Raw genomic sequence first — 24,508 nt, 5'->3', positions numbered from 1 at the left:
GGATGGGACTCCTCAGCGGTGGCAGCTCGAGCAGTCCGTGGGGGGCTGCAGGATTCGAGGGGCCTTCAGTGGCTCCGGTGCGGGTGCGCCGGACGACAGGGCCAACAGCTCTCCAGCGCGGGGCGCGGAAGGCGGCGGCGCGGACACCTGCTTCGCCGCCGTGTCGCGGTGGCAGTCCAGGCACCAGCCCATCGTCATGGGCTCCTTCTGCTCCACGCGCACCATCTCCTGCACGGGCCCGTGGCACGTCTGGCAGTCCAGGCCCGCGCCCACGTGGCTGGCGTGGTTGAAGTACGCGTGGTCCGGCAGGCGGTGGATGCGCACCCACGCCAGCGGCTTGTTCTCCGCCACCGCGGCCGCGACCTTCTGGATTTCGGGCGAGTCCGTCTTCACCTGCGTGTGGCAGTTCATGCACACGCTGGTGGAGGGCACGCCGGCGTGGCGGCTCTTCTCCGCGCCCACGTGGCAGTACTGACAATCCAGGCCGTACTGCCCGGCGTGGACGGCGTGGGAGAAGGCCACGGGCTGCTCGGGCATGTAGCCCTGCTGGTTGTTCACCGGGCCGCTACAGCCCGCCAGGGAGAGCGCGGCCAGCGGGCCCATCCAGGCAGCGGTCAGGGCACGACAAGGAAAGCGATTCGAGGCATCTTTCATGACGGGTGTGCCGCCGCGTCAGCGGGCGGTCTCCTCCCGAGGCGTGACGAGCAGGGGCGCGGTGATGGGCTCGGGCCGCGCGCGGATGAAGAGAGCCAGGGCCAGCACCACCATCCCGAACAGGGTGTGGAACTGGACGATGAAGGGCGCCTGCGTCAGCAGCGACGCGTCCGGCTGGAAGGCCAGCACCGAGCGCAGGTACGGCACCACCACGTGGACGTACCAGGCCGAGCCCCAGCGCAGCGCCACCGCCAGGTAGAGGCCGGAGCACGACTGCGCGAACAACAACCCCAGCAGCGCGGCGGTGCTCCACTGCCCTTCTCGAGCCCGGCGCAGCGTCAGGCCCACCAGACCCCAGGCGAGCAGCAGCGCGCCAATGAGGCCCACCGCCTCCAGCGTGAAGAGGCGGCCCGGCGACGCATTGAAGGCCTGCATCGCGCGCGGCGCCAGCAGCCCCAGCAGGTGGATGAGGGCCACGATGACGCCCCCCGCCAGCACGGCCCGCCCAGAGAGCGTCCAGGGCGTGGGCGCGCTGGGGGCATTCGCGGGCGCGCGTGCCATCAGCCGGCGCGCCACGCCCACCACGGCCGCGCCCGCCGCCACGTAGGGGATGGCGGAGAAGAGGGCTTCACTCACGGCTGACCTCGCTTGGTGTGCGCGTTGAAGGCAACGCCCATGAACCCGAGCACCGCGAGCATCCCGACGAGGCCCAGGTAGAAGAAGTCCCTGTCCGTGCGAGGCTTGCTGCCGTCGCGCGACACGTCCGCGAGGTACGCCTTGAGGGCGTATTGCTCCTCCTCCTCCAGCGGGGCCTTCGCGTACAGCGCGGCCATCATCGGCGTGTCCAGCTTCGCCAGGAGAGGCCGCATGCCGCGCTCGCCCATGCGCGCGAAGGCGAAGGTGAGGTTGGGCCCCAGCGTGCCGCCGCCCGCCACGCCCAGCCCGCGCACGTCATGACAGCCGAAACAGGCGGGACCGCCCTTCGCCAGGGCTTCCGTGCCCTCGAAGAGCCGGCGGCCGCGCGCAACCTCTTCCGAGGTCGCGTCCGTGCCCATCTTCGCCGCGGGCGACGGCTTGCAGCCGCCCGCCCCCTTCTTCGTGCAGTCGCGGAAGAAGGCGTAGAGGGCGCCGAGCTCCTCGGGAGCCAGCTGCTGGTCCGGCATGCGGATGCCGTTGAACTGCTTCAGCAGCGCGTTCGCCACCGGGTCGCCTTCGTCAATGACGGCGCTGGGGCTGGTGATGAAGCGGGTGACCCATGCCTCGTCGCGCCGCTCCATGACGCCGTGCAGGTCCGGCCCCACGCGGTCGCCCTCGCCCACCGTGTGACAGGTGGCGCAGCGCTGCGTGAAGAGCGTGGCCCCTTGCGAGGCGCTCTGCGCCCCCGCCACTGGCGCCGCCACCAGGGCCAGAAGCTGAATGACGGGGACGAGCCCCCGCGCCATGCGCGGTCGTCCGTCCTGGGCGTGTGTCCGCATCGCCGCGTGCCCCTCCTCGAAGGGAGGCCGGGCTCACTGCCCGGCACGCACGACACGAATTGCAATGCGAGGGCCAGAATGACGAAAGGCCAACACCCAGGCGAACATGCGTGGGGGTTGGCCTGATGCGCGCAGCATTTGCGCCGCGCGCCGTGATTCAGCGCAGCATTTACCCGGCGCGGCTCACATCGCCGTCGTGGTGAACACGCCACGGCTAATGGCCATGATGCCGCCGATGATGAAGACGATGGACACCGCCACGCCCACCAGCGGCAGCACGAAGGTCGGCTGCGGCTTGCGGCGGTTGATGGACAGCGTCGCCTGCGCCACGCCGGCGGCGAGCACCATCATCACGATGTGCCCGATGAGCGCCGGGTAATAGAAGCGCGTCACCAGCACGCCGACGCCCAGCAGCACCTGAAGCTGGAGCAGCCCGGAGTAGGCCGAGCCCAGGATGCGCCCCAGCTTGTCGAAGGGCTTCCGGGTGGCGAGCCCGGAGACGAAGTACGCGAGGGCCAGGATTCCAGCCAGCAGCACCAGATAGCGGAGCCCGGAGTGGGCGTAGAAGAGCATTCGGTCCATGGGCCTCGCTGCTTAGCAACGCGCGGGGCGCCGCGCACGTTTAAGACGGGTCCGGCTTGGGCGTCTTCGCGGTGCTGGGGGGAAGCTCCGGCGGGGCGATGAACTCCGCGGGGGGCAGCTCCCCCGTGAGGCTCTTGAGGAAGGCGACCAGGTCGTCCACCTCGGGGTCCGTCAGCGTGCGCGCCAGTTGGTGCTTCGCCATCAGCCGCACCATCTGCGGCAGCTCCACCACGCTGCCGTCGTGCAGGTACGGCCCCGTCTTGTCCACGTTGAGGAGCGTGGGCACTCGGAACTTGCCCCGGTCATCCTCGTTCTTCGTGGCGTCGAAGCGGCCCGCGTCCTTCAGGCCCGGGTAGTCCTCGATGAGGCCCAGCTTCTGGAAGGAGGTACCGCCCACGGCGGGGCCGTTGTGGCAGGTGGTGCACCCGGTGGTGGCGAAGAGCTGCAGGCCCCGCTGCTCCTGCTCAGTGAGCGCGTCGTGCTTGCCGCCCACGAAGGCGTCGAAGCGAGAGGTCGTGACGAGCTTGCGCTCGAAGGCGGCGATGGCGCGCGCGGTGTTGGCCATGGTCACCGGCTTCTTGTCGCCCGGGAAGGCCTCACGGAAACGCTTCGTGTACTCCGGGATGGAGGTCAGCGTGGCCAGCACGCGCTTCTCATCCGGCATGGCCATCTCCACCGGATTGAGGATGGGGCCCGTGGCCTGCGCCTCCAGCGTGTCCGCGCGCCCGTCCCAGAACTGCGCGATGTGCCCGGCCGCGTTGTACACGGTGGGCGAGTTGCGCGTGCCCTTCAGCCCCTTGTGGCCGTCCGACAGCGCCTTGTTGTCCACGCCGAAGGTCGTCAGGCCGTGGCAGGTGTTGCAGGACACGTCGTGGTTCTTCGACAGGCGCGGCTCGAAGTAGAGCATCCGCCCCAGCGCCACCTGGGCATCGGTATCCTCGGGAGGAGGCGGCGCGTCCTTGCGCTGGGGCAGCGGCTTGAAGAAGTGCGCGAGCTGCTCGGCCGTCATCGGCTTGGGCGCCGGCAGCTTCTGGGCTTCCGGCGCAGCCACGGGCGCCTCGGCGGGCGGCGGCGTCCGCTCACACCCCGTGAGCGCACTGACGCCCAGAGCGGACAGCGACAGCAGCGAGACCCACCGGTTCTGAATCATGGAAGCCCTCCATGGCCGCTTCGATAGCGCGGCGCAAGCTACCAGCAATCAGCCCGGGAGGAATGCTGTGTCGCGACATCCCTGTACGTCCGCTTTCCGGACCCATCAGCCACCGGGCCGCCTTCCCGCTCCGGAAGCACTCGAACGACCAGGGTGGCCTGCGGGACTTCTGACAGCGCGCTACCTCCCAGTCTCAGCCCGCCGTGCGTGCTGCAACCAACAGGGCCCCCGAGCCTCAGGGCCGGGCGCGCGGCGCATCGAGCGGCATCGACGAGACGATGGAGGACGGATGCGGGACGACAGCGGCGGTGGTCCGGTGGAGGACGTGGAGGTGCTCGTCTGCCGGAAGTGCCTGATGAAGGGCGGCACGCGTGCCGGAGGACTGGACCTGCCGCGCTGGCTCCAAGGCACGCTCACCGAACGCGGCCTGGGAGAACAGGTCCGCGTGCTCCCCTCCGGCTGCATGAACCAATGCCCGCGCGGCAAGGTCACCGTGCTCGTCTCCAGCGCCTCCGGCCGCGGCGGCGCCCTGGTGACGGTGGACCCGAGGCTGCATCGAGAGGAGCTGGTACAACTCGTCGAACGCCATGCGCGTGGCGAACCCACGCGGGAGGCCCCCGTCCCCAGCGACGTAGGGGCGGAGCGCGACGGGGCGACGTAGCCGCGCCCGGCGGGCCACCTCGGACGGCGTGTCGTCACGGCGGAAGACGAGCCGGTCCACCACGTACGACACCGCGAGCCCGGACGCCGTGCCCACCGCGTCCCACGCCAGGTCCTTCATCGAGAACGTCGTCCCGCGCCCCAGGTCATAGAGCTCCTTGCCCACCCCGGCGCCCATCGCGAGCCCCGCGCCGGTGAGCCAGCGCGCGTGGGGATTGTCGAAGAGCAGCGCGCCCCCGGCGTACCCCGCGCCCGCGAACACGAAACACGCCGCGAAGTGCTTGGGCTTGTCTGGCCCCAGCCACTCATCCCCCGACGCGGCGCGCGCGCCGAGAGGAGCCAGGAAGACAAGCAACAGCAAGCTGGGCAGCAGGGCGTGCAGGTGCATGTCTTTCCCTGTAGCACCACACGACCCGTCAGGGCGCCCTGTCTCTCCGTGAAGTGGGGGCTGACGGGTTCATGCGTTTTCGAGACGTGGCCCGAGTCACGGCCTATGCTGGAGACCTCGTGAGTCAACTCGGCCCTACCTTCACCTTCCAGAAACGAGACACCCGGCACCCCGGACTCGACTGCGCGCGCGGACTCGCGGTGATGGCGATGGTCATTGGCCACACGCTGGACGCGGTGCTGTCGCCGGACGTGCGCGCGGACGTGTGGGTCCAGCACTACTGGACCTGCCGAGGCATCACCGCGCCCCTGTTCCTGATGGTCGCGGGGTGGGCGGTGGTCGCGGCGCTGGGCTCGAAGCCCACCGCGGCCCGGGACACCTACGGCAAGCGGGTGCGGCGCGCGCTGTTGCTCATCTTCCTGGGCTACCTCGTCCACTGGCCCGGGTGGTCCACGGTCATCCAGATGGGGATGACCGAGCGGATGCTGACGAAGGTGCTCGTCTTCGACGCGCTCCAGTGCATCGGCTTCGCCCTCCTGGTGGGCGCCACCCTGCTGGCGGTGACGCCGGGCCGCTGGGGACGCACGGTGATGCTGGCGGTGGTCGCGGTGGGCCTGCCACTGGTGAGCGCGACCCTGTGGACCCTGGGCGAAGGGTTGCCCGGGCCGCTGACGCAGCTCATCGGCAGTGGCGGCGCCAGCCGCTTCCCCTTCTTCCCGTGGGCCAGCTACTTCTTCGCGGGCGCCCTGGCCGCGAGCCTGTTGGGCACCCTCCGCCCCGGCGTGCCGCAGGGGCTGGCGCTGCTGATTCTGGGCGGCGGCCTCTTCTGGTTCATGCGCGGGCAGAACCAGGACTGGGGCACCGCCAGCGCGTGGCTGGTGGCGTACCGCGTGGGCCAGGGGATGATGGTGCTGGGCGTGGTCAACCTGCTGCCGCGCAAGGTCAGCGGCCTGCTGGCGCCCCTGGGCCGCCTGTCGCTCTGGGTCTACGTGCTGCACCTGCCCATCGTGTACGGCTGGTCCAGCTACGCGGGCCTGTCCAGCCGCGTGGGCCCCACCCTGACGCTTCTGGAGGGACTGGGCATCGGCGTATCGCTGCTGGTGGGCTGCGCCCTGGTGGCCCGCCTTGGGACGTGGCTGAGGGACCAGGCCCGGCCGTGGCGCACCGGCTCCACCACGCTGGAAGCCAGCGTGGGCAGCCTGGGCTCGCGCGGGAACTGACGTCCGGGCGGCGCATCAGCTCCGCCGGGGCTCCTCCTCGGTGAACTCGGCATCTACCTCCGGCTGCTGGCCCTGAGGCCGGCGGGCCACGGTGCCGCCGGCATCCGGCTCCAGGGCACCGGTCCGCGGAGAACGCGGCACGGGGCCTCCGGGAAAAGGGCTTCCCATGGACGCGTGGAAGCCGCCTCCAAACGCCCCGCCACCGAAGGTGGTGACGTGCATCGAGCCCTCACGCACCTTGCGCTCCAGGGTGCGACGCACGCGCGCGGAGATGAGGCGCCGCACGGGCGGAAGCAGGAGCAGCAGCCCCACGACGTCGGTGAGGATGCCGGGGATGACGAGCAGCACGCCGCCGGCCAGCACCAGCACGCCGCTGAGGATGCCTTCCTCGGGCACCTGGCCGCGCGCCATGGACTCACGCCAGTGGCGCAGCACCCGCCTGCCCTCCCGCCGGGAGAGCGCGGTGCCCACCAGGCCGGACACCAGCACCCAGGCAAGCGTGGGCATGGGTCCTATCTGCCGGCCAATGGCCAGGAGCAGGTAGAGCTCGAGGAAGGGCACCACGATGAGGGCGAGGAGGAGGTAGCGGAACACGCCCCCAAGGTAACGCTTCGAGAGGGGTCGTGCTCGTCTTCCGCCGCCGCGTCAGCGCCCGCCGAGCTGCCCCACCAAGGTGTCCACGACCAGGTACAGGACCACGAAGATGCCAATGGCAATGAGGACCATGCGCGTGGAGAGTTGGAAGCCGCGGGAGCCCTCCGTCTCCAGCGCGTAGCTGCCCGCGCCCATCGCCTCGGGCACGCCGGCCACCTCGCCCGCGTAGCGCGCCGTGCGGACGTACTGCTCCATCACGCCGGCGTCGTCATTGCCGGTCAGCGAGCGGCCCAGCTGCGGGTCCACCAGCCGGACACCGGCCTCGGAGGCCAGGGCCGCCGCGGCCTCCACGGCCTCGCGCATCAGGTCGGGGCGGTCCGACAGCGGCACGCGCAGCTCGGTGGCCACCACCTGGCCGCCCTCACGCAGCTCGCCGACGTCGACGTCGCCATTCTTGAAGGACCACCTGCGCACGCCGTCCGGCCGGGCGACCACACCCCGCTCGGAAAGGAGGGCATCCACCCGCGCCGCCTCATAAGGCGAGCCCGGCGTCATCGTCTGGAGGAGCAACTCGTATCTCACGCGGGTTGCGAGTATACGCCGCGAACGCCATGTCCACCTCTTCCAAGCCCCCCTACCCGCGCCGAAGCGGAAACCGGCCCTCGGGCCCCTCCTCTCAGCAGCAGGGCCGGGGCCGTCCCCACACCCGCCCTGAGAAGCCCGCCCCGGACCGCACCTCGCCCGAGCTGGGCCCGGACGGCCTTCCCCAGGTGTCCCTGCTGCGCCGCGGCGTGGAGCGCTGGCAGGGCGGCCACCCGTGGATCTACCGCGCGGACCTGAATGGAGACCCCGGGCTGCCCGGCGGCGAGGTGGTGCGCGTGACGGACACCCGGGGATGGTTCCTGGGCAAGGCCTTCTATTCGAAGCACTCGAAGATTTCCCTGCGCTGGCTCTCCTTCGACGACGTCGCGGTGGACGCGGATTTCTTCCGGGAGCGGCTCCTGGCCGCGGACCGGCTGCGCCAGCTCGCGCTCCCGGGGGAGAAGACGTACCGCCTGGTGCATGGCGAGGCGGACGGCCTGCCCGGGCTCGTGGTGGACCGCTACGGCGACTTCCTCAGCGTGCAGTTCCTGGTCCCCGCCATGGAGCAGCGCAAGGCGCTCATCGCCGACCTGCTCCAGGCGCAGTTCAACCCGCGCGGCATCATCAACCGCTCCGACGTGGGCGTGCGCAACCTGGAGGGCCTCACCCCGGAGAAGGGCGTGCTGCGCGGCGAACATCCCGGCCCGGTGTCCTTCGACGAGGGCCTGGTGAAGATGCGCGCGGACCTGCTGGAGGGCCAGAAGACGGGCGCCTTCCTGGACCAGCGCGAGAATCACGTCATGGCCGCGCACTATGCCCACGGCGAGGCGCTGGACTGCTTCTCCTACGTCGGCGGCTTCGCGCTCCAGCTCGCCACGCGGGCCAGGCACGTCACGGCGATTGAAATCTCCGAAGCGGCATCGGCGCAGCTTCGGGAGAACGCCGCGGCCAACAAGCTGAACAACCTGGACGTGGTGGTGGCCAACGCCTTCGACTTCCTCCGCGACGCGGTAGACGAGGGCAAACGCTTCGACACCATCGTCCTGGACCCGCCGTCCTTCGCGAAGAACAAGGACGCCATCCCCGCCGCGGTGCGCGGGTACAAGGAAATCAACCTCCGCGCCCTGCAGCTGTTGCGGCCCGGCGGCATCCTCATCACCGCCAGTTGCACGTACCACGTGGACGAGCAGGCCTTCGAGGACATGCTCGCCTCCGCCGCCGCGGATGCCCGCCGCCGCGTGCAAATCATCGAGCGCCGCGGCGCCGGCCGGGACCACCCCGTGCTGCTCAACTTGCGTGAGACGCGCTACCTGAAGTGCTTCGTGCTCCGGGTGCTCTGAGGATTCGCCCATGCGGACGCGGGACTGGGACGACGAGGCGGACGACGCGCCCCTGGGTGGCACCCGTGAAAGGGAGCGCGCGCTGAAGGAAGTGCGCGCTGTCTACCGCCAGGCGGACGCGGCCTACGCCCCCTACTCCTGCCCGGCCAGCGGCGAGTGCTGTCAGTTGGCCATCACGAAGCGCCAGCCCTGGCTGTGGCAGCCTGAATGGGAGCTGCTGTCCCGAGGGCGCCCGCTGCCGCCACCTCGCGCGGACGGCGGCTGTCCCTACCTGGACGCCACGGGCCTGCGCTGCTCGGTGTACGCGGACCGGCCCTTCGGCTGTCGGACCTTCTTCTGCCAGCGCATCCAAGGCCCCTCACGCCAACCCGCGGAGACAGTGGCCACGCTGCTGGAGCGGCTGGAGCGTGTGTCTCAGCGCGTGGCCCCTTCACTGAAGGCTCCGCGCCCTTTGCTGGACTGGCATGCGGAGGCCTGGCACGCGGCGACAAATGCTTGAATTGCCACTTTTCAATTCAAGTCTTTATAGGAATTCGCGGCGCTAACGTCCGGTTGATACATAGAAGTGATGAAACACGCATCACCCCAGGAGTGGGAATGACGTTGGGAGTGGTATGCCAGGGGTGGGGGCTCTCGCAGGTAGAGGACGCGGTACAGGTCCCCTGGCCTTCTGGAGTTCCCTGGACACCTCAGAAAGCGCCAAGCCCTTCACCGTGATTTCTCCTCGCTGGCTCGTCGCACCGCAAGAATTCAAGGGAACGCTGTCCGCCGTGGAAGCGGCTGAAGCCATGGCTCGCGGCCTCCGTGAGTCCTCGCCGGAAGTGGTGTTGGACGTGGCGCCGCTCGCGGATGGCGGGCCTGGGACGGTGGAAGCGCTGCTGACGGGCCTGCGCGGCGAGCGTCGTCAGCAGGTGGTGCGTGGACCGCTGGGCGCGCCCGTGGAAGCACACTGGGCCCTGGTGGAGGACGGACGCACGGCGGTGGTGGAGATGGCCTCCGCGTCCGGCCTGTCGCTGCTGGCGCCCGAGGCTCGCGATGCGTTGAAGGCATCCACGTATGGCACCGGCGAGCTGATGCACGCGGCGCTGGAGTCGGGCTGCGAACGTCTCATCGTCTGCCTGGGTGGCAGCGCCACCACGGACGCGGGCACCGGGGCGCTCAGCGCCCTGGGCTTCCGCTTCCTGGACGCGCGAGGACAGCCTCTTCCCCCGGGAGGCGCGGCGCTGGCCCAGCTCGCCCGCGTGGACGCGAGTGGTCGTCATCCTCGCCTGGGCGCCGTGGAGCTGCTGGGTGCCACGGACGTCACCTCGCCCCTGTTGGGGCCGGACGGAGCCGCGCGGCTCTTCGGTCCACAGAAGGGCGCGGACGAGGCCGGCGTGGAAGCACTGGAGGCGGCGTTGGCACACGCGGCAACGGTGCTGGGGGATACGTCCGCGGGCTGGCCCGGCGCGGGGGCGGCGGGAGGCTTCGGCTTTGGCCTGCTGGCCCTCGCTGGCGCGCGACTGGTGCCCGGCTACGAGTTGGTGTCACGCGCGCTGGGCCTGGAGCGGCGCGTGCTGATGGCGGACGTGGTGCTGACCGGTGAGGGGCGCTTCGACCGGCAGACAGCGCTGGGCAAAGGCCCGGGCGGCATCGCGAGGCTGGCCCGCGAGCACAGCACGCCGGTGGTGCTCTTCGCCGGACAGGTGCAGCGGGACGAAGGCCTGGCGCTGGACCTCTTCCACGAGGTGGTGGAGCTGAGCGCCCACGCCCAGCCGGGCGAAGCGGCCTCGAAGGTGCTGTGCGAAGCCGCCGCGCGCTGGGCGACCCAGCGTCTCAAGGGACGCTGAGCCGAGCCCTCACATCCTGCCGGGCCTGGCGACGCGAGAGAGGCGTCGCTGGCGCAGCGCCGCGCAGCGTCTCAAGGGACGCTGTGCCGTACCCTCACTTCCCGTCTGGCTTGGGCGGCGACGCGGGAGGTTTCGCCGGTGCCGCCGCGCCCGCCAGCTTCCAGTGAACCAGCGCGTCCTTCGTCCCGTCATACATGACGAGCGACGGCACCCCGCCCGTCCACAGCAGCGCCGCGCCCTTCTCCGGGACAGCGCCCAGCACCAGGGGCGGCTTGAAGGCCGCGCCCACCTGCTGCACGTAGAGGTGCGGGTTGCGGCCCGCGCTGTTCAGGACGCGGTAGTAGAGCCAGTCACCCTCGGGCGACAGCGAGCCCAGCGTCACCGACTCCCCGGAGGCATAGCGCGCCAGCCGCGCCGTCACCGCGGGCGCGCCTTCCCACGACACGCGCCAGATGCCAGGGTCCTCGGGCTTCTCCTTCCCCTCCTCCCGCTTCGGCGTCACGTCACGGCCCAGGGCCACGAGCGCCACCGGCAACGAGGGATGCAAACGCAGCGACTGCAACGTGAGGCCATCCACCGTCAGCTTGCGCAGCGCGAGCGCCAGCGGGTGCTCCGGCTGGGGCTTGGCCAGGTCAGGCCCGTAGAGCTCCAGCGCCACGCCGGGCTTCTGCACCGCGACCAGCCCCGCCCCCGCGTCCCACTTCACCGCGCCGACGACGGAGCCCAGCTCCAGCGAGCCCAACTTCGCGCGCTTTTCGCCCTCCAGCCGCCAGGTGCGCAGCCGGAAGGAGATGCGGGAGGTGCGGGCATAATTCGTGGTGTCCTCCAGCTCCGCCGCCACCACCAGCGGGGCGTGAGAAATCCACGCGCCGCGGATGGCGACCTCCTCCAGTCGCTCGACCATGAACCACGTCTTGGCCAGTTGCCACTTGAGGTCGTACATCACCAGGCTGCGAGTCTGGAGGTACGCCAGGTGCGTGGGTGACGGAGGCAGCATCCCTTGCAGCTCGCCTCCGGAGACCTGCTCCAGGTACTCGTCATCCACCTCGACGCGGCGCACCTCGGAGCCGGACAGCTCCAGCCGCCAGAGCTTGTCATTCAGCGTGAGCACCGACACCGAATCCGGCGCCGGCGATGGAAACACGAGCGCCACCTGATTCCAGGGGAACGGTGAGGGATGACGCACAGGCGCCGCGGCCGCGGGCAGCCCGGGCGTCAGCAGGAAGGGGTCCTTGTTGGGCTCCATGGGCGGGGCTCCTACTTCGCCTTCGTGGTCGCGGTGAACAACATGGGACCGCTGGCCAGGCCGCCCGCCTTGTCAATCTGCTCCAGCGGGTGCTGCAGCCGCATCAGCGTCGTGAAGTTGTCCTCGAGCTTGTCCACCGCGGCGCCCGTCACGTTGAGGTCCGTTTGAAGCTTCTTGAGGCCCTCCTTCATCTTCGGGGCGACCTCCATCATGCGGTAGTAGCGCATGGGATTGACGATGGCGAACTGGGTGAAGAGGTTCACCTGCGTCGGTAGCTCCTTCTGGATGAACTCCAGCCCGCGGATGGTGCGGCTGTACCAGGCCGCGTATGCCACGGGCTCGGCGGTAATCATGTACCAGTCGGTGCCGAACATGACCTTCTTCAACATCCACGGGCTGGACTTGAGGATTTCAGCCAGCAGCTTCCACTTCTGCTTCTCCATCAGGTCCAGATAGGAGATGTCTGTGTAGAAGTTGGGGAACTCGTTGCACAGCTCGACAATGGAGCCAATCCAGCTCTTGTCGTACTGGACCTTCTGGCCATCCTGCTTGACGGTCAACCCCTTGCGGAAGTCCCAGAAGGTGCCGTCGCTGGCGAAGTGCGCCAGGCACAGGCGCAGCTTCGGGTTGTCATTGAGCACCGGGCGCCACGCTTCCGGGTGCACGTAGTTCTCATAGAAGTAACGCATCCGGCCCGGGTTCAGCAGCTTCTCCTTGGCCTCGATGGCGTCCTCCACGCCATTGCGCGCGCGGCGGAGCACGAGCGGGATGTGGCTCTTCCAGCTCGCCTCCAGCTCCGTCACGTAGTCGCGCGCCTTGGTGATGTCCGCGTCGGCCTTGGCGATGGCGTCCTTCGAAGGCCAGTACTTCGGGTCGTTGCGGATGGCCTCGTCCGGCTCGTGGTCCAGGTAGAAGCGTCGCTCGTGCGTGTAGAAGCCGGACGGCGTGCAGTGGGTCATCAGCGGGATGTCGTTCGACGCGCACTCGGAGAAGAACCAGCTCAGGATGTCCTTCACCGGCGCATGGCGCTCCTTGGGCATGTAGCCCTGGGGCGTGTACATCTTGAAGCCGATGTAGGGAGCCGCCTTGGAGGCCGTCACCACCTTCTCGAAGGGGAACGACTTGTCCTCGTTCTTGATGAAGCGGCGCGGTTCGAAGTGAAACATGGGCAGCAGCCGGAAGGGATTCTCCGCGACCACCTGCTCGGTGTGTCGGAGCTGCCGGTCCCACGTCTCGTGAAGCCGTATCTCATCGGGCTTCGCTTCAATCAGCTCGCCAGGGTCGTCGGACTTCGTGCGCCAGCGGTAGGTGAAGCGGGGCTCGGCCCCATCGAAATCCGAGCTGTAGATAGGGTCCCCCTGGTAGCCAGCCAGGTGGCAGTAATCCATGTCCATGGTGAGGACGATGGACATGCCCAGGTAGGAAGCACTGGCCTCCGCGTGGCCCTGCGTGGACACATAGGCTCGCAGGGGCGCGGGGATGGTGTACTCCTCCACGTTGCCCATTCCATCCGAGGTGTATCCCGTCCGGTCCTGGGCAAGGCTGTCATTGGAGCGCACGGCCTCTTCGCCAATGCGGTGCGTGTCGCGGTGGGACACATCACCGATGTCGGGCGCGAACGGGATTTTCGCCGCCCAGAAGCCCAGGCGGTTGATCTTCGTGCGGCTGGTGCCCGTGCCCACGAGGAAGCCCAGCCCCTTGTCCTTCATCATCTGCACCAGCGCGGGCATGGGCGTGCAGTTGCCGCTCATGATGTGCATGTGCGCGTCGAAGTGGACGGGCGGCAAGGTGAGCGGCGTTCCCGGCGTGGCGATGAGGTTCTGCGGCCCTCCGGCGGACACCTGGTTCTCTGGCAGGTCCGGGATGATGACCCGGTCATCCGCCTTCACTTCATTGGCGCCGCGAGTGGCGCGCAGGCCCCCGTTGTCCGGATGCTCGTAGATGAGCTTCCATTCCTTGAACCCGTACTTCTGCGCGATTGAGTCGGGGGAATCCCCGTCCTTGACGACGTACGTTTCCATCGCTGGCCTATCCGAAATGGCGCGTGTGCCCGCGCGGGCGGGTACGGCTCAGGAACCCTTGTTGATGCGGCCTGACATCTCCGGGAAGACGACGCGGTAGTCGCCGGGCGGCACCTTCTCCACCACGCCCTTCCCGCTCCCGTCCACGCGGCCCTTCTTGATGGTGCCGTCGGGCATGTGCAGCTCGAAGGGCTGGTCCTTGATGGGCTTGCCGTCCATGCCCTTGAGGTTGAACTCGACGTTGACGGGGTCTGGCTCCTTGAAGTGCTCCAGCTCCTTCGCCTTGCGCGAGTCGCTCTTGAGCGAACCAGCCGCCTCCATCTTCACCTTGCCGCCCTTGATCTTCACTTCCTTGCCGTCGACGGTGAGCGTCTTGAGGGCGAAGGTCACCTTGCCGGACTTCTCCATCTTCAGGATGAGGTTGTCACCGACGAGCAGCGAGAACGTGTCTGCCTTCAGCTCGAACTTCTTGGCCAGGCCCGCCATGGCCTCGGTGATGTAGAGGCCGGTGGTCTTCCCGATGTCCTCTTCCCAGTCCTTGCCGATGGTCAGCGTGAGCTGGCCCTTGGTGCGCAAGTCCCAGTCCATGCCGACGTCCACCGTCTTGTCCTTGCCGACCGTCTCCTGCCGCGAACCCAGCACGTGCTCGGTGTGCGCGGCGGCGACCTGGAGGCCACGCGCGCCGCCGGTGGCCTCGTTGTAGGCCAGCGCCACGTTGACGCTGTAGACGCCGCCAATGGTGGTGGCCTTCGCGGCCCCCACGTTCTCCATGGCGCCCTGGAGCACCAGCGCGGTGAGGTTCCCGCCCACCGTCATCGTCTGGTTGCCCTCCACTGCCTCGTCGTGGGACAGCGTGGTCCGGGTGGAGCGGTTGCCCTGCACCAGCAACGTCTGGTTCTGCTCGACGACGCCCACGTCGTCCATGCCCACGCGCAGCTCCTGGTTGCCCTCCACCGTGCGCTTGCGGTCCTTCTTCACCAGCAGGTCCTCGAAGCCCGTCACCTGCTGGTCCTTGTCGTTCTCCGTGAGCAGGTCCTCGTCCTTCTGCGCGTGGGTGAAGACCTCCTCCTGGCCCGCCGCGTCCTCGATGCGGATCTCGTTGAAGCCGTCGCTGCCCAGGCTGGAGGCGCTCTTGCGCGTGGACTTCGTCTTCTCCCCCGGCAGGCCATACGGCACCGTGTTGGTGCCGTTGTAGACGGCGCCCGCCACCAGCGGCCGGTCCGGGTCGCCTTCCAGGAAGCGCACCACCACCTCCTGGCCGATGCGCGGCAGCCACACGTCACCCCAGGCCGGGCCGCCCCACGGCTGTCCCACGCGCACCCAGCACGAAGACCTCTCGTCGCGCTTGCCCTCGCGGTCCCAGTGGAACTGCACCTTGATGCGCCCGTGCTCGTCGGTGTGAATCTCCTCGCCCGCGGGGCCCACCACCGTGGCCGTCTGCGGGCCCGCCAGCTGCGGCAGGGGCGTCAGGCGCCGAGGCCGGAAGGGCACGGCCTTGGGGAGCAGCTGGTACTGGTTGCGGTACAGGCCCTGAATCGCCTCGCTGCCCGCGCTGACGTCCGGCTGCGTGCCCGAATGCACCACCTCCGTCACCAGGTACTCGCCCGCGAAGGTGCCATCCTCCGGGGACTGCACCTCCAGCAGGTACCCGGGCGTCAGGCGCGGCGCCACGCCCTGCCCCATCAGCGTGCGCCCGCCCATGCTGGCTGCTTCCGTGCGCACGTTCGTCGCCGCCTTGCCCACGCCCGGCGCCACGTAGCCCGCCGGATAGTCGTAGAGCTCCAGCTCCGTGACACCTTCGGGCGCCTGCGCCTTACCGGAGATGTCCAGGCCGGGCTTCTCGAAGTCGAAGTCCTTCAGGTGCACGGCGCCGGGGCGCAGCCGGTGCACCACCTCCAGCGCGGAGAGGTACTCCCCCTCCACGACCTCCTTGCCCAGGCTGGGACGCAGCGGGAGCTGCTGGCCCTGCGGCAGGGGCGCGTGCGCGCTGGGCTTGTCCCCCAGCACCAGGGTGTGCCCGTCCTCGGTGTGCTCGAAGAAGTAGAAGATGCCCTCCCACTCCATGATGCGGCTGAGGAAGGCGAAGTCGCTCTCCCGGTACTGCACGCAGTACTCGCGGGGGGCGTAGCTGCCGGACAGGGCCAGCCGCATCTTCACGCCCGCCGCGTCCAGGACGTCCTTGAGGATGTCCGGCACGGACTTCTGCTGGAAGATGCGGCTGCGGTGGTGCTGGGTGAGCCGCCACAACCGGGGCACCACGTGCGCCCGGTAGCGGCGGCGGCCCGTCTTCATGCCCAGCGATTCCACCTCGCGGACCCAGCCGTGCACGTAGCGGGGCGCGCTGTCGCGGATGGAGAGGGTGAGCAACGCGTCCTGCTCCAGCAGCTCACGGGTGGCGATGGGGTTGCCATCCTTGGCGAAGAAGTCCACCCGGAAGTCGAACAGGTGGCTCAACGCCTCGGTGCCGGAAATGCTCGAAACACTCAGCGCATCCGCGCCGTGTGAGCCGACCTGCACCGTGAACGCAGGCGGATTGAATTGAGCGGCCATGACTCCCCCTTCACCGACGCGGAGGTCCCCAGCCTCGCCGGGAACGAACGGGAGATTCTACCACACGCTGGGTACGTGGGCGCACGCGCCCGGAATGCCGCCCGGCTACCCTTCCAGCGGGTCCGAGGTCCGGACCACCCGCATTCCCGCCGCCTGGAAGTCCCGGAGGGCCTCCTTCGCCAACCGGGGGAAGTCCAACGAGGCGGGCAGCGGCGCCAGGGGAGGCGCCGGCACCGGACTCATGGCGTCCTCCAGGATGTGGATGCGGCCCATCTTCGACGGGTCCGTCTGCTCGATGTGACGCCGCAGGTCCAGCAGCGTGTTCAGCACGCAGTGGGAGCTGGCCTGGCCGAACACATAGACGCGGTCAAAGGACATCAGGTGCTCGAAGAGGCGCGTGTTGAAGGCCCCGACCCGCTGCCCCTTCAGCTCCGTCACCTCGGGTGAGAGCACGGAATAGTTCTCCGTGAGCGGGTGCTCCCCCTTCAGCTCGAAGTGCGTGGGTACGTCGCGCACCAGGGCGTGGAAGAGGCTCGCCTCGAAGACGGACGGAACCAGCGCGTGACTCAGGCCGCCCAGCATCGCGTGGAAGGGCCAGACGGTGAGCACATACCGGCCGCTGGACTCCAGTTGCTCGCAGTAGGCCAGACTCTCCTCGTGGAAGCGCGTGGCCCGCCAGCGGCCGGAGCGAACATCCGCCGCGGTGATGGCCGTCAAGGGCGGCGGCGGCCGGCCTTCCGCGTCCCGCCACCAGGACGGATGGAACACGTGGTACGCGCGATGGGTGTCCAGCGAGAACACCAGCTCCGTCACCCGGTCCAGGTTCGCGTAGAGCCAGCGCAGCGCGCGCTGGGTGTCCTCCACCGCGCCGGGCACGAAGAGGCTGGCGCCCGGCGTGCAGAAGGCCACCTGCACGTCGATGCCGAACGCGGCGATGCGCGTCGCGTCCTCACGCGAGGGGCGGATGCGGTGCTCCGCCACGTAGCGGAGGGCCTCCTCGGTCACCTCCGCGCCACGCTCCAGGTAGAGCTGGCTGACGCGGGCGTCCTCGTGAAAGCGGGGAATGGGCAAGGGCATGTCGGCCTCAGCGGTGCTGCTGGGGGAAGTGACGGCGGTGCAGCGCATCCACCAGCGCCTGCGTCGCGGCGGTGTAGGCGACACGCGCCTCGGCCGCCGTCTCCTCCGCGCCCACCAGCGATGGGGTTTCCTGCGCGCTCTCCATGAGCGGGAAGTAGCCGTCCGGGACGGGCTCGCCCACCTGGCCGACCAGTCCGATGGGCCCCGAGCCATGGCGGCGGCGGAAGAGGACGGGCTCGCCGGGGATGCTCTTCTTGCCCTCGGCCAGCTCGTTGCCGAACTTCATCACCGGCGTGTTGCCCGTGCGAGACAGCTTGTAGATGGCGGCCACCTTGTCCCGGGTGAGCGGGCAGTCCATGGTCCGCGCGATGATGTGGCCGCCGTAGCCGTAGAACTGGGCCGACGGCTCCCAGCCCACCTGCCGCCGCAGCTCCTCGAACTCCCGCGTGGCCTCCGCGTCCAGTCCATCCTCCAGGATGTTGACGGGCCGAATCCCCAGGTCCCGCGCCCGCGTCACCGCGTAGAGGTACTGGAGCTTCTTGTTGCCGGAGTCGAAGCGGATGGAGTCGTTGTTGCCGGGCTCCTCCTGGATGAGCTGGAAGGCCGCGGGGATTCCGGACGTGAGCGTGTCGAAGGTGTCCAGCAGGTAGCTGGAGCGCTGCGGCCGGCGCTCGCGCATGGCCCGGAACGCGGCCTCATCCGAGCCATAGCGCTGGATGTGCTCGTGCCCCATGGTGCCCACGGGGACCATTCCCAGCTTCGCCGCCCCGTCCACGTTGGAGGTGCGCGTGACGCCCGCCTCCTTGCAGCTTCGCAGCGCCACCTCGTGCTGCTCCAGACAGGTGGCCGCGCGCAGGCCCACCTCGAAGATGCGGGACGGGTCCTCGACGATGTCCACCAGCTCCTTGACGGTGGCGAAGACGCGCCTGGCGTAGCCCTCCGTGTCCACGGTGATGGGCACCGCCTTCACGCCCACCGAGTCGAGCGTCTCCAGCGCGATGGCCTTCTGCTCGTCGCACGTCACGGTGGCCAGCGCGCGGGCCAGCGCGTCCCGGTCCGACAGCGCCAGGGTGGCGACCTGGATGCGGAAGTTGAGCTGGAGCAGCAGCGGCTCCACCCAGGACACCAGGGCGGACGGCCCAGTCAGCGTGAGGATGGGCTCGCGCGGATAGAAGAGCGCACCCTTGGGGATGGCGCGAATGCTGAGTTTCTCACGGCGGAGGATGGCCGCCTTGAACCCCACGCCCATCTCATAGTCGTACCGGCTGAGGTAGTCGTAGTCCTCCGCCTTGGGCTCAGGGATGAGCGACTTGACGAAAGCCGCCACATCGAGCGGCATCACCTGGAGACCACCCCGCCGGTGCGAGTAGTAGAACGTTTCCCGACGAAGCGGCCAGCCGGCCTCCGCCATGCTGAACTTGTAGCCATCCGTCGCGAGCAGCGAGGTCGACATCTTGGTCCTTCCTCCGATGCCGCGAAGAGTAAACGCGTCAGGGTTGCATTTCCTATCCTCCCGTCGCGGATTCCCAGGGCATGACGTGAAAGCGGGGTTAGATGGAGGCGCATGCCTCGGGAGCCCACCAGACGCCTGCTGCCAGCGCTCGCCGCCAGCATGGGCGTGCATGGGCTCTTGTGGCTGACCCTGGAGCGCGAGGAGCCGGTCCCGAGGCCCCCTCCGGCGTCCTCGCCGCCTGCCCTGGAATGGGTCGATGTGGAGGTCGCGGAGGCCCGTGTATCGCAGGACACGCTGATGCCGGACGAGGGCCCGGTCGCCGACGCCGCCCAGCCGGTGCCGCCAAAGCGTTCGGACGGCGCCCATGCGCCCCCTGCGCCCCGCACGGCCGCGAAGCACCGGGCTCCGTCGGGGCAGGCGGCGCCGGAGCGCGACACCGCGCCCGCCCAAACGAAGTCCCGGTCCGAGCGCCACACGGAACCCGCCCACATGAGTTCCCAGCCCGCCCACGACACGCAAGTCCCCCAAGCGGACGCGCGGCCTGAACGTCACGTGGAGGCCCTGGACTCGACTCCGGCGCTGCCCCGCTTCGCGGACGCGCCCCTGGCGGGGACGCCCCCCACGGACATGCCCCGCGCGGAGCCCGGCGCCAACGCCGTCTCGGGCTCGCGGCTGTTACTCGCGGCCCGTCAGGTCACCGCGCTTTCAGGAACGCATCGCGATGTGGCGGCGGAGCTCGACGGCGGCGTGGACCCGCATGCACCGCCTTCAGCCCAGCGCCTGGTGGAAGAGCTGGTATCCGAAAGCGTGGGCCGAGGCCGGGTGGAACGCGGGCTGGTGCACCCGTATTACGGCCAGCTCGGCAAGGCGTTGATGAAGGCGTGGGACGCCGACCGCTCCGTGAAGGAGCACGGCCTCCAGGGCTACTTCGACATGGGCATGGAGCGCGGCCGTGCGTACTCGCGCATCTGGGTGGAGCGCGCGGCGGACTACGGCGCGTCGGGCTCGTTCGCCACGAAGAATGGCCCGGGCGAGGACCGGCGCAGGCCGCTCAGCACCGCCGGAGACCCCACGCTCAATGCCCGCCGCGAGATGCGCCAGCAGATGCGTCAGGAGTTCCGCACCACGCGCCGTGCCCTCATCCGCGTCGTCCAGGACGCGAAGGGCCAGCTCGTGGACGTGCACCTTCTGGAGCCCAGCCACCAGCCCGAGGTCGACAAGGAGGCCCTCAAGGACGTGCGCGCCATGGCGGAGAAGCTGCCCCCGCCGCCGGACGAGGCCGTGGGCGGCCGCTCGCGGCTCACCAGTGTCTGGGAGTTCGAGCTGCTCATCTCCATCAGCCCGCCCATCCCCACCTTCAGCTTCGAGTTCGATGAAGCGCTCGGCTTCATCGACACCCGCCTGCCGCTGGACCGCCGCATCTACAAGCGCGTGCGGCTGGTCGAAGTCCGCTGAGCCGGCTCAGGACGCGCGCGACTTGCGCGCCGCCTTCGTCTTGGCCTTCGAGGGCTTGGCGATCTTCGCCTCCACCGCCGCGCCGCGCGTACGGACAGCGCGCGCCTTCGTGGTGACCTGCGGGCCGTAGATGCGCTCGTAGTCCTTCATGCTGCGCTTGATGACCTCGAGCGCCTCCGGCTGGTCGTAGACCTCGGCGATCTCCACGCTGCGCTTCCCCTCACCGGGAATCTGCTTGTAGGTGAGGAAGTAGTGCTTGAGGCGGTCGAGCAGCGCGCGCGGAAGCTGCGCGAGGTGCTGCAGCTCGCCGTACACCAGGTCGGACTCCAGCACCGCGATGATTTTGTCGTCGGCCTCGTCGCCGTCGACCATGCGGAAGCCGCCAATGGGAATCGCGCGCACCAGCAGGTTGCCGCTGGAGATGACCTTCTCCGTCAGCACGCAGATGTCGATGGGGTCGCCGTCGCCCTTGATGTCCTTCAGGCCCGTGCGCTCGGCACAGCGCTTCGCCACCAGTTCGTCGCAGTACGTCTGCGGAATGAAGCCGTAGAGCGTGGGGCACTGGCTGCTGAAGCGCTGCGGACGGTCCAGCTTGAGGATGCCGGACTCCTTGTCCAGCTCGTACTTCACCGCGTCCGTGGGGACGATTTCGATGTACGCGGTGACGATTTCGGGGGCGTCCTCACCCGGGGTGATGCCGTGCCACGGGTGCGCCTGGGATGTGGTCTGGATTGGCTTCTTCATGGCGTGTCTCCCGAGCGCTTGCAGGCCTCGGCATAGAGTTCTGCGACCGCGTCTTCCAACTGGCGCGTGAGCGCGTCGCGGTCCTGCATCGTCAGTCCCTGGGTGGGGATGGGCTTGCCCACCACCAGCGCCACGCGCTGTCCCCACCGCACGGCCCGGCCCCCCTTGGGAAGAATGAGGCGCGTCCCTGACACGGCCAGGGGCACCACCGGAACGCCCGCCTGGATGGCCAGCGTCGCGGCTCCCTTCTTGAACGGCCGCAGCCGCCCATCCGTGCTGCGCGTGCCTTCCGCGAAGAAGAGCACGCTCACCCGTTCCCGCAGCGCCGTGACGGCTTCCGACAGGCGGGCCCTGTCTCCCGCACCACCGGTGCGCTCCACCGGGATGTTGCCCGCGCGCCGGAGCGCGGGCCCGAAGAGGGGGATGCGGAACAGCTCCGCCTTCGCCACGTAGCGCGTGTGCTTGCGGATGTGGGCGAAGTTCACCAGCGCGTCGTAGTGAGACTGGTGGTTGCTCACGAAGACGACGTGGGTGTCGGAGGGGACGTTCTCGACGCCCACCGCCTCGTGCCGCACCCCCGCGGATGCCAGCAGCGAGCGCGCCCACAGCACCAGCACGCCGTCCGCGTCCTTGGCGTCGCGCAGCGACAGCGCCGACACCACGGGAGACAGCACACCGGTGATGCCCACCGCCGCCGTTCCAGCAAAGGCCGTCTGCAGGAGCTTGCGAATCAAACGAACTCGTGGGCGGGGAAAAGGAGCACGTCCGAGATGCGCTGGACCCCGAGCAGCAGCATCAGGATTCTATCGAGCCCGACGGCGATGCCCGCCGAAGGCGGCATTCGCCCTACCGCGTCAAGGAACCGCTCGTCCAGAGGATACACGGCCCGGCCCAGTTGGCGCCTGAGCTCCTGTTCTTCTGTCAATCGTGCCCGCTGTTCCACGGGGTCCGTCAGCTCGGAAAACCCGTTCGCCAGCTCCAGACCCTTGGCGTACAACTCCACCCGCTCCGCCACCGCCGCGTCACCGGGCTTCAGCCGGGACAGCGCCGCCATGGACGCCGGGTACTCCATGAGGAAGGTGGGCCGCTCGTGGCCCAAGCCGGTCTCCACCTTCTGGAGGAAGAGGTGGAAGAAGACGTCATCGAACGACTCCGCGTTCCCGGTGCGCACCCCGGCCGCCTCCGCCGCCCGCTTCAATGACGGGCCGTCCGAATGCTGGCGGATGTCCACGCCGGTGGCGCGCAGCACTGCGTCACGCACCGTCAACCGCTCGTAGGGAGTGCGGGTGAAGAAGAGCGGGTCCGCCCCGGGCTCCCCTTCCGTCGCGCCGCGGCCGGCCTCCGCCAGCGCCCCTTCCAGGTCATCCATGATGGCGTGGTAGTCCGCGTGAGGCCGGTAGAACTCCAGCATCGTGAATTCCGGATTGTGGGTCGGGGACACCTCCCCATTCCGGAACACCTTGCACAGCTGGAACAACGGCCCGGCCCCATCCGCGAGCAGCCGCTTCATGGCGTACTCGGGGCTGGAGTGCAGGTAGAGCGTCCGCGCGGAGCCCACATCGGTCTCCGGGATGAAGCCGGCCTCGAACGCGTTGATGTGCGGCTCCATCCCCGGAGCGGGGACGAGCAGCGGCGTCTCCACCTCCAGGTAGCCGTGGGCGGCGAAGAAACGTCGCAGGGCGGAGTAGAGGGACTGGCGGCCCCGGGCGGCCCGCCATTGAGAAAGATTGGGCATGGGCAGCGCGCAAGTAACATGAGGAGCCACATGCACCCAAGGATTCCCCTGCTGCTGGCCTTCGCCTGCTGCCTCACCGCCTGCCCCAAGGGCCCGCCCGCCGATGGCCGGCAGGTCCTTTCCGAGAAGCAGCAGCTCGAGGCGGACGTCAGCGCCATGTCCTCGAAGGCTGAAACCCTCCTCGAAGCCCAGAGCCGCCTGGTGTGGGACTTCTGGACGGAGGGCCGCCACGTGGACGTCGCCGCCACCTACGCCGGCCAGGAAGCGCTCTTCACCATCGAGAACATCCGCAGAATCGACCGGCTGCGCCAGCTCACGGATGACGCCCGCGAGGTGCGCGCCCTCACCGCGCTGCACTCGCACTTCGCCGGCGAGTACCTGTCCCACGCCCTGGCCGAGTTCAACGACGCGGCCGCCAATCTGGAAGCGTCCCTCACCTTCCCCGTGGACGGGAAGGACGTGCGCTACCGGGACCTGGAGCGGCTGCTCGCCAACGAGCGCACGGCGGCGCGGCGCCGGGCCCTGTACGCCGCGGCCACGCCCGCGATTGAACGCCTCAACCAGACGCTGCGCCGCCGCGAGGAGCGTGCGGACGAGCTGGTGCGGGAGCTGGGCTTCGCCTCCTACGAGGCCTTTGGCAGCGAGCTGCGGCAGTCGGACCTGGGACGGCTGAGCGTGCTGGCGGAGGAAATCCTCCAGGCCACGCAGGCCCCCTACCGCGTGGTGATGGAGCGGCTGAGCCAGCGCGAGCTGGGCATGGCGTTCAAGGACATCACCCGCGCGGACATCCCCCGCCTGTTCCGCTCGCGCGAGGTGGAGGACGCCTTCCCCAAGGGCGAGTCCCTGCTCAAGGCCCACGGGACGCTGGCGGGCATGGGCCTGGACCTGGGTGAGCTGCCCCACGTCACCATCGACGCGCGGGACGTGAAGGCCAAGAGCTCACGCCCCCTGGCACTGGCGGTGCGCGTGCCCTCCGACGTGCGCATCTCCTTCAAGCCGGGCACGGGCGTGCTGCACCAGGCACGCGTGCTCCACGAGTTCGGCCACGCGCTGCACGCGGCCTTCACCACGGAGACACGCTTCGAACTGGCGCGCCTGGGCAACCCCACCGTGGGCGAGGCCTACTCCGCCCTCTTCGAGGACCTGGCCGAAGACCCGGTGTGGCTGGAGGAGCACGCGGGCGTCAGCGGCGAGCAGCGCGCGCAGTACCTGGCCGCGTCCAGCGCGCACAAGCTGTTCCTCATCCGCCATGCCGCGGGCCGGCTGCTCTACCAGTTGGAGCTGCACCGCCGCGTCGAGGCCGACCCGAAGGCGCTGTACCGCGAAATCATGTCGCGCACCGACGACATCCCGATGACGGACGAGGACACCGAGCGCTACCTCGTGGACCAGGAGGACTTCTTCCAATCCGCGGACAGCTTCCGCGCCTGGTTCCTGGCGGGTCAGCTCCAGGCGCAGCTCAAGGCGCGCTTCGGCCCCGCGTGGTGGCGCACGTCGAAGGCGGGCGAGTTCCTCAAGACGCTGTGGGCCAAGGGCAACGCGATGTCCGCGCGCGAGGTGGCCCAGGCGATTGGTGAGAAGGGCATCGAGCCGGACGTGCTGCTGTTGCGGCTGGGCACCACGCTCCAGGTGCCCATGAAGCTCAACCTCGAAGGCGTGGAGGACGCCATCCTCCCCGCCGCGCCGGGGCTGGAGGACTTCACCCAGCCCCTGTCTCTTATACACCTCTGACGCTGCCGACGATCTTACGCGT

Annotated in this window: 21 protein-coding genes; 5 read left to right on the top strand and 16 right to left on the bottom strand. The window is 69.3% G+C overall.

Going from position 1 to position 24,508, the window contains the following annotated elements; all coding sequences use genetic code 11:
- Positions 1-12 precede the first annotated feature (12 nt).
- From FMP39_RS16230 to FMP39_RS16205, 6 genes are all read right to left on the bottom strand, one after another.
- A complete protein-coding gene (locus FMP39_RS16230; RefSeq protein ID WP_228558034.1) occupies positions 13-603 on the bottom strand; it encodes a cytochrome c3 family protein in 591 nt (196 codons plus the stop codon).
- Positions 604-672: 69 nt separating this feature from the next.
- Positions 673-1,290: a respiratory nitrate reductase subunit gamma gene (locus tag FMP39_RS16225; protein ID WP_141591086.1), complete on the bottom strand. Its 618-nt coding sequence runs from the start codon at positions 1,288-1,290 to the stop codon at positions 673-675.
- Complete coding sequence (locus tag FMP39_RS16220; RefSeq protein ID WP_228558033.1) at positions 1,287-2,129, bottom strand: c-type cytochrome; 843 nt, start codon at positions 2,127-2,129, stop codon at positions 1,287-1,289. The genes FMP39_RS16225 and FMP39_RS16220 overlap by 4 nt, the downstream gene beginning before the upstream one ends.
- 183 nt (positions 2,130-2,312) lie before the next feature.
- Positions 2,313-2,711, bottom strand: a complete 399-nt coding sequence (locus tag FMP39_RS16215; protein WP_141591084.1) for a hypothetical protein — start codon at positions 2,709-2,711, stop codon at positions 2,313-2,315.
- 40 nt (positions 2,712-2,751) lie between these two features.
- Positions 2,752-3,861 (bottom strand): cytochrome-c peroxidase, encoded by a 1,110-nt coding sequence (locus FMP39_RS16210; RefSeq protein ID WP_141591082.1) that lies wholly within the window; start codon positions 3,859-3,861, stop codon positions 2,752-2,754.
- A 235-nt stretch (positions 3,862-4,096) separates the two neighbouring features.
- Entirely contained in the window at positions 4,097-4,909 is an 813-nt protein-coding gene (locus tag FMP39_RS16205; protein ID WP_141591079.1) for a hypothetical protein, read from the bottom strand.
- Positions 4,910-4,962: 53 nt separating this feature from the next.
- On the opposite strand from FMP39_RS16205, the gene FMP39_RS16200 reads away from it, so the two are divergent.
- Complete coding sequence (locus tag FMP39_RS16200) at positions 4,963-6,129, top strand: acyltransferase (RefSeq protein ID WP_141591077.1); 1,167 nt, start codon at positions 4,963-4,965, stop codon at positions 6,127-6,129.
- Positions 6,130-6,144: 15 nt separating this feature from the next.
- On the opposite strand, the gene FMP39_RS16195 is transcribed toward FMP39_RS16200, so the two are convergent.
- Both FMP39_RS16195 and FMP39_RS16190 read right to left on the bottom strand, forming a co-directional pair.
- A complete protein-coding gene (locus FMP39_RS16195; protein WP_141591075.1) occupies positions 6,145-6,723 on the bottom strand; it encodes an FxsA family protein in 579 nt (192 codons plus the stop codon).
- Between the two features lie 51 nt (positions 6,724-6,774).
- Complete coding sequence (locus FMP39_RS16190; protein WP_141591073.1) at positions 6,775-7,305, bottom strand: hypothetical protein; 531 nt, start codon at positions 7,303-7,305, stop codon at positions 6,775-6,777.
- Between the two features lie 29 nt (positions 7,306-7,334).
- Between FMP39_RS16190 and FMP39_RS16185 the strand changes: the two genes are divergently transcribed.
- From FMP39_RS16185 to FMP39_RS16175, 3 genes are all read left to right on the top strand, one after another.
- Complete coding sequence (locus FMP39_RS16185; protein WP_174257099.1) at positions 7,335-8,645, top strand: class I SAM-dependent rRNA methyltransferase; 1,311 nt, start codon at positions 7,335-7,337, stop codon at positions 8,643-8,645.
- A gap of 10 nt (positions 8,646-8,655) precedes the next feature.
- Positions 8,656-9,144: a YkgJ family cysteine cluster protein gene (locus FMP39_RS16180; protein ID WP_141591071.1), complete on the top strand. Its 489-nt coding sequence runs from the start codon at positions 8,656-8,658 to the stop codon at positions 9,142-9,144.
- Positions 9,145-9,358: 214 nt separating this feature from the next.
- A complete protein-coding gene (locus FMP39_RS16175; RefSeq protein WP_141591069.1) occupies positions 9,359-10,474 on the top strand; it encodes a glycerate kinase in 1,116 nt (371 codons plus the stop codon).
- 94 nt (positions 10,475-10,568) lie between these two features.
- On the opposite strand, the gene FMP39_RS16170 is transcribed toward FMP39_RS16175, so the two are convergent.
- The 5 genes from FMP39_RS16170 to FMP39_RS16150 form a co-directional block, all read right to left on the bottom strand.
- Positions 10,569-11,720: a hypothetical protein gene (locus tag FMP39_RS16170; RefSeq protein WP_141591067.1), complete on the bottom strand. Its 1,152-nt coding sequence runs from the start codon at positions 11,718-11,720 to the stop codon at positions 10,569-10,571.
- 11 nt (positions 11,721-11,731) lie between these two features.
- Entirely contained in the window at positions 11,732-13,741 is a 2,010-nt protein-coding gene (locus FMP39_RS16165; RefSeq protein ID WP_141591065.1) for a LysM domain-containing protein, read from the bottom strand.
- Positions 13,742-13,789: 48 nt separating this feature from the next.
- On the bottom strand, positions 13,790-16,291 hold the full coding sequence (gene tssI, locus FMP39_RS16160) for a type VI secretion system tip protein VgrG (protein ID WP_141591063.1): 2,502 nt from the start codon (positions 16,289-16,291) through the stop codon (positions 13,790-13,792).
- Positions 16,292-16,396: 105 nt separating this feature from the next.
- A complete protein-coding gene (locus FMP39_RS16155; protein WP_141591061.1) occupies positions 16,397-17,368 on the bottom strand; it encodes a nicotinamidase in 972 nt (323 codons plus the stop codon).
- A gap of 7 nt (positions 17,369-17,375) precedes the next feature.
- On the bottom strand, positions 17,376-18,821 hold the full coding sequence (locus FMP39_RS16150; RefSeq protein ID WP_141591059.1) for a nicotinate phosphoribosyltransferase: 1,446 nt from the start codon (positions 18,819-18,821) through the stop codon (positions 17,376-17,378).
- 111 nt (positions 18,822-18,932) lie between these two features.
- On the opposite strand from FMP39_RS16150, the gene FMP39_RS16145 reads away from it, so the two are divergent.
- Complete coding sequence (locus tag FMP39_RS16145; RefSeq protein ID WP_141591057.1) at positions 18,933-20,276, top strand: energy transducer TonB; 1,344 nt, start codon at positions 18,933-18,935, stop codon at positions 20,274-20,276.
- A 6-nt stretch (positions 20,277-20,282) separates the two neighbouring features.
- Here the strand turns inward: FMP39_RS16145 and FMP39_RS16140 are convergent, their stop codons facing one another.
- From FMP39_RS16140 to epmA, 3 genes are read right to left on the bottom strand one after another with little or no spacing between them, the layout of a single operon-like run.
- Entirely contained in the window at positions 20,283-21,020 is a 738-nt protein-coding gene (locus tag FMP39_RS16140) for an inorganic pyrophosphatase (RefSeq protein WP_141591055.1), read from the bottom strand.
- The gene (locus FMP39_RS16135) at positions 21,017-21,754 is read right to left on the bottom strand and encodes a 1-acyl-sn-glycerol-3-phosphate acyltransferase (protein WP_141591053.1); all 738 of its coding nucleotides are present in this window, start codon (positions 21,752-21,754) and stop codon (positions 21,017-21,019) included. Before FMP39_RS16135 ends, FMP39_RS16140 begins: the two co-directional genes overlap by 4 nt.
- Positions 21,751-22,755: an EF-P lysine aminoacylase EpmA gene (gene epmA, locus FMP39_RS16130; protein ID WP_141591051.1), complete on the bottom strand. Its 1,005-nt coding sequence runs from the start codon at positions 22,753-22,755 to the stop codon at positions 21,751-21,753. The genes FMP39_RS16135 and epmA overlap by 4 nt, the downstream gene beginning before the upstream one ends.
- Positions 22,756-24,508: the final 1,753 nt, after the last annotated feature.

It is taken from the genome of Myxococcus sp. AB056, from assembly GCF_006547365.1.
In the GTDB taxonomy this organism is placed as follows: domain Bacteria; phylum Myxococcota; class Myxococcia; order Myxococcales; family Myxococcaceae; genus Myxococcus; species Myxococcus virescens.
Note: the sequence above shows the minus strand (reverse complement) of the source record. Positions and strands in the feature narration are given on the sequence as shown.

Coding starts and splice junctions, on each gene's coding strand:
- FMP39_RS16170 (WP_141591067.1), bottom strand. CDS start 11,720: ATGGAGCCCAACAAGGACCCCTTCCTGCTGACGCCCGGGCTGCCCGCG.
- tssI (WP_141591063.1), bottom strand. CDS start 16,291: ATGGCCGCTCAATTCAATCCGCCTGCGTTCACGGTGCAGGTCGGCTCA.
- FMP39_RS16215 (WP_141591084.1), bottom strand. CDS start 2,711: ATGGACCGAATGCTCTTCTACGCCCACTCCGGGCTCCGCTATCTGGTG.
- FMP39_RS16150 (WP_141591059.1), bottom strand. CDS start 18,821: ATGTCGACCTCGCTGCTCGCGACGGATGGCTACAAGTTCAGCATGGCG.
- FMP39_RS16145 (WP_141591057.1), top strand. CDS start 18,933: ATGCCTCGGGAGCCCACCAGACGCCTGCTGCCAGCGCTCGCCGCCAGC.
- FMP39_RS16165 (WP_141591065.1), bottom strand. CDS start 13,741: ATGGAAACGTACGTCGTCAAGGACGGGGATTCCCCCGACTCAATCGCG.
- FMP39_RS16205 (WP_141591079.1), bottom strand. CDS start 4,909: ATGCACCTGCACGCCCTGCTGCCCAGCTTGCTGTTGCTTGTCTTCCTG.
- FMP39_RS16220 (WP_228558033.1), bottom strand. CDS start 2,129: ATGCGGACACACGCCCAGGACGGACGACCGCGCATGGCGCGGGGGCTC.
- FMP39_RS16230 (WP_228558034.1), bottom strand. CDS start 603: ATGGGCCCGCTGGCCGCGCTCTCCCTGGCGGGCTGTAGCGGCCCGGTG.
- FMP39_RS16210 (WP_141591082.1), bottom strand. CDS start 3,861: ATGATTCAGAACCGGTGGGTCTCGCTGCTGTCGCTGTCCGCTCTGGGC.
- FMP39_RS16180 (WP_141591071.1), top strand. CDS start 8,656: ATGCGGACGCGGGACTGGGACGACGAGGCGGACGACGCGCCCCTGGGT.
- FMP39_RS16140 (WP_141591055.1), bottom strand. CDS start 21,020: ATGAAGAAGCCAATCCAGACCACATCCCAGGCGCACCCGTGGCACGGC.
- epmA (WP_141591051.1), bottom strand. CDS start 22,755: ATGCCCAATCTTTCTCAATGGCGGGCCGCCCGGGGCCGCCAGTCCCTC.
- FMP39_RS16185 (WP_174257099.1), top strand. CDS start 7,335: ATGTCCACCTCTTCCAAGCCCCCCTACCCGCGCCGAAGCGGAAACCGG.
- FMP39_RS16155 (WP_141591061.1), bottom strand. CDS start 17,368: ATGCCCTTGCCCATTCCCCGCTTTCACGAGGACGCCCGCGTCAGCCAG.